General features: G+C 40.4%; 11 protein-coding genes and 1 other annotated feature. Of the genes, 6 read left to right on the top strand and 5 right to left on the bottom strand.

What is annotated here, in order from left to right; genetic code table 11:
- Positions 1 to 75: 75 nt before the first annotated feature.
- The 3 genes from GJU41_RS23455 to GJU41_RS23445 are packed head-to-tail and all read left to right on the top strand — an operon-like array spanning position 76 to position 2,655.
- Positions 76 to 513: a type IV pilus modification PilV family protein gene (locus GJU41_RS23455; RefSeq protein ID WP_170292899.1), complete on the top strand. Its 438-nt coding sequence runs from the start codon at positions 76 to 78 to the stop codon at positions 511 to 513.
- Entirely contained in the window at positions 510 to 1,013 is a 504-nt protein-coding gene (locus GJU41_RS23450; protein WP_154319752.1) for a PulJ/GspJ family protein, read from the top strand. Before GJU41_RS23455 ends, GJU41_RS23450 begins: the two co-directional genes overlap by 4 nt.
- A 13-nt stretch (positions 1,014 to 1,026) precedes the next feature.
- A complete protein-coding gene (locus tag GJU41_RS23445) occupies positions 1,027 to 2,655 on the top strand; it encodes a hypothetical protein (RefSeq protein WP_154319751.1) in 1,629 nt (542 codons plus the stop codon).
- Between the two features lie 39 nt (positions 2,656 to 2,694).
- Here the strand turns inward: GJU41_RS23445 and GJU41_RS23440 are convergent, their stop codons facing one another.
- From GJU41_RS23440 to GJU41_RS23430, 3 genes are all read right to left on the bottom strand, one after another.
- Positions 2,695 to 4,407 (bottom strand): sensor domain-containing diguanylate cyclase, encoded by a 1,713-nt coding sequence (locus GJU41_RS23440; RefSeq protein ID WP_224771108.1) that lies wholly within the window; start codon positions 4,405 to 4,407, stop codon positions 2,695 to 2,697.
- Between the two features lie 85 nt (positions 4,408 to 4,492).
- Positions 4,493 to 5,797 (bottom strand): bifunctional folylpolyglutamate synthase/dihydrofolate synthase, encoded by a 1,305-nt coding sequence (locus tag GJU41_RS23435; RefSeq protein ID WP_070879437.1) that lies wholly within the window; start codon positions 5,795 to 5,797, stop codon positions 4,493 to 4,495.
- Between the two features lie 82 nt (positions 5,798 to 5,879).
- Positions 5,880 to 8,522 carry a valine--tRNA ligase gene (locus GJU41_RS23430; protein ID WP_154319750.1) on the bottom strand — a complete coding sequence of 881 codons (2,643 nt, stop codon included), beginning with the start codon at positions 8,520 to 8,522 and terminating at the stop codon, positions 5,880 to 5,882.
- A gap of 180 nt (positions 8,523 to 8,702) precedes the next feature.
- Positions 8,703 to 8,931 (bottom strand) — a binding site (T-box leader).
- Positions 8,932 to 9,089: 158 nt separating this feature from the next.
- Here GJU41_RS23430 and GJU41_RS23425 point away from each other — a divergent pair.
- Positions 9,090 to 9,281, top strand: coding sequence for a hypothetical protein (locus GJU41_RS23425; protein WP_070879435.1), 192 nt, complete (start codon positions 9,090 to 9,092; stop codon positions 9,279 to 9,281).
- Positions 9,282 to 9,468: 187 nt separating this feature from the next.
- On the opposite strand, the gene ysxE is transcribed toward GJU41_RS23425, so the two are convergent.
- Both ysxE and spoVID read right to left on the bottom strand, forming a co-directional pair.
- Positions 9,469 to 10,506 carry a spore coat protein YsxE gene (gene ysxE, locus GJU41_RS23420; RefSeq protein ID WP_154319749.1) on the bottom strand — a complete coding sequence of 346 codons (1,038 nt, stop codon included), beginning with the start codon at positions 10,504 to 10,506 and terminating at the stop codon, positions 9,469 to 9,471.
- 119 nt (positions 10,507 to 10,625) lie between these two features.
- Positions 10,626 to 11,660, bottom strand: a complete 1,035-nt coding sequence (gene spoVID, locus GJU41_RS23415) for a stage VI sporulation protein D (protein WP_070879434.1) — start codon at positions 11,658 to 11,660, stop codon at positions 10,626 to 10,628.
- A 194-nt stretch (positions 11,661 to 11,854) separates the two neighbouring features.
- Between spoVID and GJU41_RS23410 the strand changes: the two genes are divergently transcribed.
- A complete protein-coding gene (locus tag GJU41_RS23410; RefSeq protein WP_154319748.1) occupies positions 11,855 to 12,043 on the top strand; it encodes a CsbD family protein in 189 nt (62 codons plus the stop codon).
- A gap of 187 nt (positions 12,044 to 12,230) precedes the next feature.
- Positions 12,231 to 13,011, top strand: a 781-nt coding sequence (locus GJU41_RS23405) for an RNA-guided endonuclease TnpB family protein (RefSeq protein WP_154319747.1), incomplete at its 3' end; no start/stop codon positions are given.

Here is a 13,011-nt window from a genome sequence, read left to right as displayed (position 1 = left end):
TAATAGCTTTTAAGAGAAGAAAAGAAAGAAATGGAAGAATTGCCAATATATTTTGTATATAAGCAGGTGAGTGTAATGAAACAGCGGTTTATCAGTCAGAGAGGATTCACTTTAATTGAAGTTCTGGCATCTATTGTGATACTTGCCATCATGTTTTCAGTTTTAAGCGGGTTCTTTGTAAATAGTGCTTCCTACTCAAATACATTCGACAAGAAGTTGTCTGCCCTGCAGCTGAGTAAGAGCCTTCTGGAGAAATATCAGGCGGAGGGTTTTGAAGAAGCTGGTACAAAAGTTGGACAAACGGAAAAAATATCAGGAAAAGCAATAACAGAAAAGCTCGGATTACCTGAATCGATGTTTAATGCCGCTGATTATGAAGCTGATGTTTCCTTTCTTCCTCCAGATCCAAATAGGATTAAGACAGATCAATTAATCCGAATTCAAGTTACTGTTTCAGTCCATACAGGAAATACTTCTAGTACTTCAAAGATTGAGGGGTACATTCGAAAATGATGAAGCTGGTAAAAAATCAACAAGGAATCTCCTTAATTGAACTGCTGGCTGTGCTGGCATTGTCTTCAATGGTTATTATTTTAGGTGCTTCCTTTCAGACTGGGATGTTTAAAGCAGGGAATCTCACGATAACAAAAAATGAATTGAGGAATGAATCTGTTCTTATTCTCGATGCTCTAAATAAAGCAATGGAAAACGCAGATGAATTTGCATCTGACAATCAGATTGGTGCTGAGCTGAAAGCTGTAAATCTCTTAGAAATCGAAAAAATTTATGATGAGAATAAAAAAGAATTTACCGAAAGCAGAAACACATTCTCTATAGAAGTAAGAGGGAATGCCCTGTTCATCAGAGGCAAGCAGGTTAGCGATGAACGCCACGTCTTAAGAGATACGAAATTTCTTATAAATGGGAATCAATTAGTATGTACAATCATCCTCAATACGAAAGATTCTAACGGTGAACCTTATAAAATCATTAAAATATTTGACTTGTCCTGATGGAGGAATCGGTATGAACCTAAAAAATCAAAACGGGTATGCTCTCTTGAATGTTGTTCTTATTTTCACAATCGTGACGATCTTTGGAATTTCTTTAATTGGAATGACGCTCAGCTCACAGAAATTTACTGCTTATTCTGAGAGTTATACAGAGAATCTTGCTATAGCGGAAATGAAGATGGATGAATCGATGATCAGATTAGAAACAAAGTTAAATCAATTTAATAATGAGATGAATTTGAATCAAATCAGCGGAGAGGTTTTAAAATCAGAATTGGAAGCCAACATTAAATCTTTAAATTTATCTAGTGAAGATATTAAATTCGAGCCAAAAAATATTAGAACCAATACTTCTAGCGATAACCGCTTTTCTGAAATGGTCACTATTAAAGTTCAAATCGGTGAATCAGACAGGTATTTAACTAAAACGGTCACTATTACATCGGCTGCAGATATTTTCAGATTCAGCACGGTTACAGAAGGAAAGCTCACATTTAATGGCGCTGCTTCTATTATGGGAGATGTTTTCGCTGACAATGGAATTTATTTAAGTAAATATGCAAAATTTATCAAAGGGGATATTTACATGCCTCTCTCAGATTATCCAGTCATCGAAGGTAACATTACAGTTAAAAAAGCAACTTCTTTAGGCATGAAATTTTTCGAAGGAAAAGAACCTATCTGGCATCCTGTCAATGATATTGCTACTTTGCAAACCTATTTGACTAATAAACCCACGATGAAAGACAGATCTGTTCAATTCAATCAATTTAACATTTCTACGATAGTCAACGATAAGAAAAAGGAATATAACAAAGACATCCGCAATATCAATCATGCCACAGAAGATTCCTATCTAAACTCTTCAAGAATAATAAATCAAAGTACAAAATTTTATAATCTCCTGTACTTAGATAAAAGCTTAGAAGTGAAAGGAAATCTTTTTTTAGAAAATGGTCTAATTATGACATCTAAAGGAAGACTGAAAGTATCCGGAAATGTGTATATTAAAGAAAATCGTAATTGGAGAAACTATTTATCTGGTACAATATCTATGAATAATGAAGAGAATTTCATTTATATTGATGGTGATGCGACCATAACCGATTTGACAGTCAACTCTCACTTATACAGTCAGGGAAATGTTGACATTAAACAGAACCTAAATATGAACGGAACAATTTTTGTATTTGGAGAAAGTACAATCGAAAATCTATCTAATCAAAGCGGAGGTACTGCTGTTATCTTAAGCAAAGGTAATTTAACAGTAGCGAATAATAATCTCTATGAAAAAAACGCAAGACAAATTGACGCCTTCTTATACTCAGATCAAGATCTTGAAATCTATGGAGTCGGGTCTAATATTAAGATAAATGGAGGCATCTACGGTAAAAATATTACTTTAAATGCTACTAAAGGGGAGACTTATCCTACAACAGGATATTCTTCTTATAACCCTAATCTAAATACAAGCAATTTTAATTCTATAGGAGGCTTGTATATAGAAAAAAACCAACACAATCCGAACCTGCCTTCCCGCCTGCAAATAGAATTCAAACCAGAGTTAATTCAAAATCCTCCAGTCGGTCTGCCGACAGTAGATAAACTGCAGATCACGGAAATCGACCAAAAAATCGAATAACACCAAAAAAACCAGCACCCATACAAGGATGCTGGTTTTCTATTTCACATACTCCGCCACCCTGTTTCGTCCTGCCTGTTTGGCTCCGATATACATGGCACGGTCAGCATGTCTGATAAGGTCAAGCGGTCCCTCTGCATCATAAGGAGCAGTTGCGTATCCTATGCTCGCAGTGATCGGAACGGATTGGCGCCTGCCAATGGCATGAATGCCCTGATCAATCAAGAATGACCGGTTGGCTATCGTTTTGCGGATCCCTTCAGCGATGGCAAAGCATGCCATCTTGTCCACGTTTGGCAGAAGGATAACGAATTCTTCTCCCCCATATCTTGCAACGGTGCCCCTGTCTCCGATAAACTTTACAAGCCGGTCTGCGAGTGCGATCAGGATTTCATTTCCCGCCTGGTGCCCGTATGTATCGTTCACTTTTTTGAAGTGATCAATATCGAGCAAGATTAGGGATAAATGATTTAGTTTACCGCCTTCTAGTTCCATATACTCCGATTCAAGCAGCTTCTCCATATAGCGATAGTTATAGAGACCTGTTAGCGCACATCGTTCACTTTGTTTTTTCGTTTCCTCATAGCTTCTTGCATTATCAATCGCAACGCCGAGATAAGCAGTTAATAAATCAACGATCATCAGCTGTGACTGATCATAGGAGCGTTTTTTGTCAGAAGCAAGCACCACGATGCCAACGACTTTTTGGTTTCTGACAATCGGTACCGCAATCATACTTTCAATCGTTTCAGGCAGCAGGGTTTTCTCAAGCTTTGCCCAATGTTCGCGTTTTTTGTAAAGAACGCTTTTCTTTTTGGCATAAACCAGGCCGCCGATCCCCTGATGAACGGAAAGCGTTTCTTTTGTATTGGATAAAATTTGTCCATTTTCAAGCTTCCGGATGACTTTAAGCTCATATTCATTGATGACATCAATTATATAAGCGTAGTCTGTTTTGATCATGGATGTCAGCTTATCAATATAGACGTCCAGTACTTCTTTTACTTCCAGCCTTTCAGTAAGCTGATGGCCGATTTCACTCGATTGCTGAAGGTATGTATTCAAACGCTGGCTGTTTGACAGCAGGAGCAGAATAAAGGATATTCCGACAAAGGGAATTCCTACATAGAACAATGCTTCTAGACCTAAATCTTTATATAAAAGATACAGCATGATTCCAACGGGCAGGAACATGAGAGTGGTGAAGATCTCCCATAAGAAATCTTTCGAAAAGAATTTTTCTTTATTTTTATAAAAGAAGCCTCTGATCACATGCTGGAGAAAAAAGTGATTGGTCAGGCAAATGGTGAAAGCATAAATAATGACCTTCGCTAAGAATTCCAGAGTGAATTCAGTTTGCCCGTGTGATCCGCCAACAGCATAATAGACTGCCGCCCCTGCGATCGAAACGATTATGAACATCAATGAATTTGTGGGGTAGCGGTAGATTTCTTTAAAACCTACGCGAAGCTTAATAAGAAGAACCGTCAGGGAAACCTGCATCAGGATCATTTCAACAAATGGACCGAAGAGCAGGAAAACAGAAATCGATACACCCTGTGCGAAAAAAACAGGCGTTTCGTTTACGATAATAGGAAAGATGGAAACAATACACATCAAGATCAGGAAAGTTGCAATTTCCAGCTCATTGCCCGCTATCATCGGCGGCCAAAAATAGTAGGCTGCACAAAGTGCTGATGGAAACATAATGGCCCAGGACACCCACAATACAACTTTAAGATGTTTATCCACGTACTGTTCCCCCTCTCTATCTTTTTATTATTTTTATATTTTAACAAAAATTCAGATATCTGTCATTTATTTTAGGACTATCAGCCTAATTTTCCGATAAGAAATTTCGACAATAAGGCCTGACTTCTGAAATAAAGTACAAAGATCCTGTAACCAAGAAGATATCTCCAAATTCTCCCGCTGTCATCATTTTATCAAAAGCAGATTTCCATTCTTCATCAAAATCTTTTTTCGGATGCCTGCACGCCTCAAAAAGCTCTGCAGCCGAAGCAGCCCTTGGAAAATCAAAGGTTGTAAAATGCATGCTGTCTGCAATCGATGAGAGAATATCAATCATCTCAGCGTATTCCTTATCTTTTAATGCAGAAAAAAGAATATGAATCTTTTTGCCGTGATAATGGCGTTTCATCACTGCTGCCAGGCTTTCTACTCCCTCTTTATTATGAGCACCGTCAACAATAATGGCGGGGTATTCGGATACCTGTTCAAATCTGCCGCTCCAGCTTGTCTGCAAAAGACCTTTAATAACATGCTGCTCATCGATATGAAATAATTCATTCGCCCGCAGATAATCAAGTGCCATCACTGCAAGAGCGGCATTTTGGACTTGGTGCTCTCCGCGCATTGAGATCTCAAGATTTTGATAATGACTGAACGGCGTCTTCATTTCAAACCTTTCTCCTCTTGGGATAGGCTGGTGAGACAATACTGGAAAAGAATCATAGTAAAGTGAAGCGTTCATCTCATTTGCCTTCTTCTTTATGACGTTTAAAGCACGTTCATCTGCAACAGACGTCAGCATAGGAATGCCCTGCTTGATAATACCCGCTTTTTCACCAGCGATTTCTTCGATTGTATTGCCAAGAATATTCATGTGATCATACCCGATGCTTGTGATCATCGTTAAGATCGGCTCTGCAATATTGGTTGAATCATATGTGCCTCCAAGACCTGTTTCAAGCAGCAGAATATCCGTTTTTTCATGTCTTCCAAAATAGTAGAAAGCCATGGCCGTGATCACTTCAAATTCAGTCGGTCCGCCGAGCTCTGTCTCTTCAAGTTCATCTGCAAGAGGCCTGATCATATTTACTAAAAACAGCATTTCTTCATCAGAAATGGGTTTGCCGTTCATGCTGATTCTTTCGTTGAATGTTTCTAGAAACGGAGAGGTAAACGTACCTGTCGTATACCCTGCTTCTTGAAGAACATTGCGCATATAGGCAATAGTTGACCCCTTGCCATTTGTCCCCGCAACGTGAATGGCGCGAATGTGTTTATGGGGATTATTTAATTTTTCCATCATCCAGGTCATCCGCTTCAATCCTGGTTTGATCCCAAATCTTAAGCGGGAATGAATCCAATCTACAGCTTCCTCATAGGTTTGAAACATGAGCCTCTGCCCCTTTTCTCTCTATTTACATGAAAACTCGGGTGTGATTCTGCCAATCACAACCCGAGCCTCTTTAAAAAGCTTACCCTTTTAATTCGCTGATTCTTGAAAGAACAGCTTCTCTTTTCTCCACATAATCGCTTTCTTTCGCACGTTCTTCTTCAATTACTTTTTCAGGTGCTTTTTTCACAAAGCCTTCGTTGCTCAGTTTCTTTTGAACACGTTCGACTTCTTTATTTAATTTGTCCAGCTCTTTTTGAAGGCGTGAGATTTCTTCGTCAATATTGATTAAGCCTTCAAGAGGGAAAATAAGCTCTGCTCCCGTTACTACAGAAGTCATTGCTTTTTCGCCTGACTCTGCATCCGTGCTGATTGTCAGACTGCTTGTGTTGCAGAAACGCTCAATGTATGCGCGATTTTGATCAAGCTGCTGTGCAATATCCGCATTTTTCGCTTTAATCAGCATTCGAATCTGCTTGCTCATAGGTGTATTTACCTCTGCACGCACGTTTCTTACAGAACGGATCACTTCAACAAGCAGCTTCATATCTGCAGCAGCATCAAAATCCGTTAATGAAGCATCAACTTCAGGCCATTTAGCAATTGTAATTGATTCGCCTTCGTGAGGAAGGTTCTGCCATATTTCCTCGGTAATGAATGGCATGAATGGATGAAGAAGTCTCATCGTGTTATCAAGCACATAAGCAAGAATGGAACGAGTTGTTTTCTTCGCCTCTTCATTGTCCCCATAAAGCGGAAGCTTCGCCATTTCGATATACCAGTCACAGAAATCATCCCAGATGAAGTTATAAAGAAGGCGGCCTACTTCACCGAATTCATATTTATCAGCAAGTTTGGTCACATGCTCAATTGTTTCATTCAATCGAGTCAGAATCCATTTGTCAGCCACTGACTTTTCTCCGCTGATATCAATTTCTTCATATTTCAGGCCGTCCATGTTCATTAAAGCAAAACGTGAAGCATTCCAGATCTTATTTGCAAAGTTCCAAGTCGCTTCTACCTTTTCGTAGCTGAAACGCAAGTCCTGGCCTGGAGAGCTTCCGGTAGACAGGAAGTAACGCAGTGAATCTGCCCCGTATTTTTCGATGACTTCCATTGGATCGACACCGTTGCCAAGAGATTTGCTCATTTTGCGGCCTTGTTCATCGCGTACAAGTCCATGAATCAGCACATCTTTAAATGGACGCTGACCTGTAAATTCAAGACCCTGGAAAATCATGCGGGATACCCAGAAGAAAATAATATCGTAGCCCGTTACGAGCACATCTGTTGGATAGAAGCGCTGATAGTCGATTGATTCTGTGTCAGGCCAGCCCATTGTCGAGAACGGCCATAGCGCAGAACTGAACCAAGTGTCGAGCACATCCGTATCCTGTTCCCAATTTTCAATATCTGCAGGCGGTGAGTGATCCACGTGAACCTCGCCTGTTTCTTTGTTATACCATGCCGGAATTCTGTGTCCCCACCATAGCTGTCTTGAAATACACCAGTCACGAATGTTTTCCATCCAGCGCATGTACGTATTTTCAAATCGGTTCGGAACAAAGTTTACTTTTTCTTCTTTGCTTTGAAGCTCAATCGCTGCATCAGCAAGCGGCTGCATTTTAACAAACCATTGTGTTGAAAGGTATGGTTCAACAACAGCTCCGCTTCGTTCACTGTGCCCTACAGAATGAAGATGTTCTTCAATCTTGAATAAAACATCCATCTCTTGAAGATCTTTCACAATTTGCTTGCGGCAGTCAAAACGGTCAAGGCCATTGTATTTGCCTGCTTTAGCATTCATTGTTCCATCTTCATTCATAACGAGAACACGTTCTAAGTCATGGCGGTTTCCGATTTCAAAATCGTTTGGATCATGTGCAGGCGTAATTTTAACTGCTCCTGATCCAAATTCCATATCCACATAGTCGTCGCCGACAATCGGAATCTCGCGGCCAACGATTGGAAGCACAACTGTTTTTCCAATCAAATGCTTGTAGCGGTCATCTTCAGGATGAACCGCAACCGCTGTATCACCAAGCATCGTTTCAGGACGGGTTGTAGCGATTTCAATAAATCCTGAGCCATCAGACAGAGGATAGCGCATATGGTAAAAAGCGCCTTGAACATCTTTATAAATAACTTCAATGTCCGATAAAGCTGTTTTTGTTTGAGGATCCCAGTTGATGATATATTCACCGCGGTAAATAAGTCCCTTTTTATAAAGTGATACAAATACTTCATTTACCGCTTTTGATAACCCTTCGTCTAAAGTAAAACGCTCTCTCGAGTAATCAAGTCCAAGCCCAAGCTTTGACCATTGCGTGCGGATATGAGAAGCATACTCCTCTTTCCACTTCCATGTTTCTTCAACGAATTTTTCCCGGCCAAGATCATAGCGGGATTTGCCTTCCTCGCGCAGCTTGCCTTCTACTTTTGCCTGAGTAGCAATTCCTGCATGGTCCATCCCAGGAAGCCACAGCACATCATAGCCCTGCATTCTTTTCATGCGGGTCACAATGTCTTGAAGCGTTGTGTCCCATGCATGCCCAAGGTGTAGCTTGCCCGTAACGTTAGGCGGCGGAATAACGATTGTATAAGGCTGTTTTTCCTGGTCGTTAGTCGCTTCAAAGTACTTGCCCTCAAGCCAGTAGTTATAGCGGTTACGCTCGATTGCCTGTGGATCATATTTTGTAGAGAGTGTTTGTTCATTGTTCTCCATTTTTCTTCCTCCTTAAAAATAAACCGGTGATTAACTAGAAAAGCGCAAGCGCCTTGTTCAGATCCGACAGGCAGATAAGGATCCGCCATAATAGTCCGATTTTGACTTTTAAAGCGGAGCCGTTCTGACCGAGGAGTCAGGCGCAGGAGCTGGACAAAATAAAAAACTCCTCTCATCCAATAAAAGGACGAAAGGAGTTGATTTCGCGGTGCCACCTTTTTTCATAGGCGAAAATAAGCCTATGCTCTCAAATGGGATAACGGCGTTCATGCCGATTCTCTCTACTTCAAGTTCAAGAGAATTACTCGAGGGCGACCTTCAAGCGAGCTTGTTTAAGAAATCTTTCAGCAAATGATTTCTCTCTCTAAAAACAGCTTTCGGCTTTACTCTTCCCTGTCAATGTATGTTCTTTTATTCAATAAAAGCATATATGTATTATTGTATACAATCTTATCATTTTACGTCAATCATCTTCTCCAATTTTTCTGTCCTTTATTCACAGTCAGCACAAATTTGGGTAAATGCACATATCTTGTTAGCATGAGCCAACAGGTTAGGAGAATTTGTATGCGCAGAAAAATTAATTACTACAATATGTCACCATGGGTAAAGCAATTCAAAGTGATTGCAGGTCAGTTCATTGTACCGATCACGATTTTCCAGACGATACGGACTTTGATCTTTCCTTCTCCAGTAGACCTTGTTCTATTATCCCTGCTGATTTTACTTGGTGTATCCCTTCACATGGAGTGGATTTAAAGAACCCAATCATAGAGATGATTGGGATTTTTTTATGAGATAAGAAAGGATAAAATTTTGCGCTTCGATGGCGAGCGGAATCGCTCAGGCTCCTCGGCCAGAACGGCTCCGAAAGTATTGGCAAAAAGCACCTTTTCTGTCGGATCCTTATCTGTCTGCCTGCGCTAAACGGGCGCTTGCGCTTTTCTTATGATGATTGCTCTGCTGCTATTTTCTTATTCTCTTCAATTTGCGTTACTTTCATAACAAAATACTCGATATTTTTAAACGTCCAATAGGATTTGATGAGATCCTGATTCCGTTTGAGCTGGGGGACACTCCGGGTTCCATGGTTCATATGCTTTTTTAAATTTCTGTAAATGAAATCCGGGTATGCCAGATAGCAAGTGAATAAAAGCATTTCTTCTTCCCTGAAGGGAAAATGCTGCTGATGCGTATAGAGCCAATCCACACAATCATCATCTGCAAATGGATACGTATGAAACGTGCGATGATAGAAGAGAAGCAGATCATCGATTGGAGATGAGTATCTGGATTGTTCAAAGTTTGTTAAAAATCCAGTGCCCTGTTCATCATATAGGTAGTGATGGATAGAAGCTCTGCCATGAATAATAACCTGGCGGGTATCTTCCTTTTCCTTCATCATCTCATACCATTCATCAAGTTTCTTTCGTGCAAAATCCGTCGCTCTTGCTGTTTCAAAATAATACGTAACCGCCTGCAGTTCAAACGGGGACAAGTACCATCTTTTTTCGCATTCTTCTACATATTTTTCGTAAATGGCTTTGTTGTCATCCCATTGCTTGGATAACGTTTCATAATGTCCTTTAAGTGCATCCTGATTCAATTTATCCGAAGCTGCTGTTTTCTGATGGAGCACAGCGAGTTCCCTGAACATGTTTTTATGGCGCTCATCTCTCTCCTCTTCCGGTTCATTGTGAAGCCATGGCATGATGTAATACCAGTTCTCGCCATCTGAGGTGAAAAATTGCCGGTGTTTATTTCTGAAGATCGGCACATAGCCTGAAAATCCTTTTTGATGAGCAGTATGAAGGGTTTCTATAAAATTCCCATTCCGGTTTGCTGCAACTCTTTTTAAAGCATAAGATGCCCCAGAGCTTGCATAGATTTTGGTCAGTTTGTCACTGATTGATTCCGCGTACTCGCCAGTTAAATCATATTGGCTGATTACAGGCGCCAGCTTATCCATAATTCCTCTCACCACTCTATACCTCACCTTCCTTTAAGAAGGAATAAGTGAACGATTTTACCTTGTTTTATAAAGATTGATTCTTATAAAAAAAACAGCTGAGGAATACTCCTCCCCAAGCTGTTCAGTCCATCTTAATGCGTGTTTGCATAAACCGGAATATATAATGTCTGCCCTTCATGCACATCTGCCGTTGAGCTAATTTGGTTTACCCTGTGCAGCTGCTGGACCGTGATATTATAACGGTCGCATATGCTGTCAATGGAATCACCCTGCTGAACAATGCAGATTTTCAGTTTTGAAAACTCTTCTTCGTCTTCTCTGCCAAAAAGCTTTGTTAAATAAAGAGAGTTCTCGGTCTCCTTCGGCTGCTCCTGCTTTTTCGCTTCTTCTTTTCGGCTTTTTGGACTTTTTTTAGGCGGTGCTGAGTAAACCTCTTCGATCTCATCTTCAGCTGGCCTTCCTGCATTATAATGAATTTCAGGCTGTACAATTTCTTCTTCTATTGCCTGCTTTCTGACCTCTACATCAAAAGGCTGATAAAACTCTTCTTTTTCAGGAGTGCCGCTGTTCTCAGCATGTACGGCATCATAGCTTTCTGAATATGCTTCCTGAGTCTCCTCTTCATAGAGCAAAGCCTGAGACGAACGGTACAAAGGCTCAAGCTCTTCTTCAGTTGAGTGGTTATATGTGTGCTCTTCTTCTTCTTCTTCCTCTTCCTGAACTTCTTCAAAAGAATCCTGACTTGCGATTCCGCTTATTTCTAAATCTGCAACAAGCTTCAGATTTCTGCTTTCAGATAGATCATAGTCAAACGATTCAATCGTCACATATACTTCTTCTAAATTTCCAATTCTGTTTCTTGGAATTGTAATATCCACAGGAAATCGGTGAACAAGCTGCGAAATGCCGTCTTCCTCCCGGGTTTCAACACTGCTTATGAACCGGAGATTGGCATATTCAAATTCCTCTTCGTTATAATCCTCATCTATTTTGTACTCACCCGTTAACTGCAGTGCACCCCGAATGGAGATGTACTGGTCAAATTCCTGGATGGTGATGTCTGGATCTAATGAGATGGATAACAGCTCACCTACTTCCTGTCCCTTTTGAAACCAAACGGATTCTTCAACAGAAAACCGTAATGATGATTGTTGATCCTGTGACAACTTGAACTCCTCCTTTCAATGGCCTAACCAAATAGCTATGACATTAAAGGTTTATGTTCCAGATTCAAAGATTATGAGTGATTTTTAGAATTAGACTTATTTCAATCAGGGCTTTTTAGTATTTTAAATTCAGTGTTTCAACTATCCCCGGACCGGGAATATAGACTGTAACATACAAAAAGGAGTGATCTGCAATGTCAAAAGATCAAGGTTTAAGCGACAAAGTAAAAGGCAAGGTAAACCAGGCCAAAGGTGAAGTGAAAGACCAGGTCGGCAATGCGACAGACAATCCGAACATGCAGCGAGAAGGCAAAAAAGATAAGGTTAAAGGCAACATCCAAGAAGGTGCAGGAAAAGCGAAGGATGATTCCCGCCGCTATTAATGTACATAAAGAGAGCCTGGCCAAAGCCGGCTCTCTTTTTTATCGTGAACTTCTTCCCGAAAGAAGACTCCCTCTTCAATCGTGAGAAGGGCGTTGCCAAACGATAAGTGGGAGATGAATTTCGGTTGGAGGTAGCCAAAACGTTCCCTCTTATGTTATTATAAGAACATACGTTCCTGTTTTATCGTTGATCGTAAACAAAGCATACAGCTTCCGTATCTATCCCACTAAAGAACAAGAAACTCTCATTGCTAAAACAATCGGCTGCAGTCGTTTCGTATTCAACCGGTTCTTAGAGAGATGGAATGATTCATATACAGGAACGGGGAAAGGATTAACCTACCAGTCTTGCTCCGCTGAATTAACTCAGCTGAAAAAAGAATTACTGTGGCTAAAAGAAGTTGATAGCATTGCCCTTCAATCCTCACTAAAAAATCTTTCTGATTCGTATACACGGTACTTTAAAAATCAGAACAAAGCACCGCGTTTTAAGTCTAAAAAGAATAGCGTGCACTCCTATACGACCAAACATACGAATGGAAACATTGCGATAATCGAAAATAAAATCAAGCTGCCTAAACTTGGTCTTGTCCGATTTGCAAAAAGCCGTGAAGTAACAGGACGTATTCTTAATGCGACAGTTAGACGTCATCCAAGTGGTAACTATTTTGTTTCGGTTTTGACAGAAACAGAGGTTCTGCCAAAACCGAAAACGGGTTCCTCTGTTGGTGTTGACGTTGGGCTAAAACACTTTGCGATCCTTTCTGACGGAACCGTATTCGAAAATCAAAAACACTTCCGCAAACTGGAAAAGAAACTAGTAAAAGCACAACGTATTCTTTCCAGACGAAAAGAATCAGCATTAAAGAGAACATGCAAACTTGATGATGAAAAAAACTACCAAAAACAAAAGGTGGAAGTGGCAAGAATCCACGAAAAAATCAGGAACGCACGCTCAGACTACTTGC

This window comes from Metabacillus idriensis (genome assembly GCF_009674765.1).
Classification (GTDB): Bacteria; Bacillota; Bacilli; order Bacillales; family Bacillaceae; genus Bacillus_P; species Bacillus_P idriensis.
The sequence above is the reverse complement of the archived record's forward strand: the minus strand, read 5'-3'. Positions and strand labels throughout refer to the sequence as shown.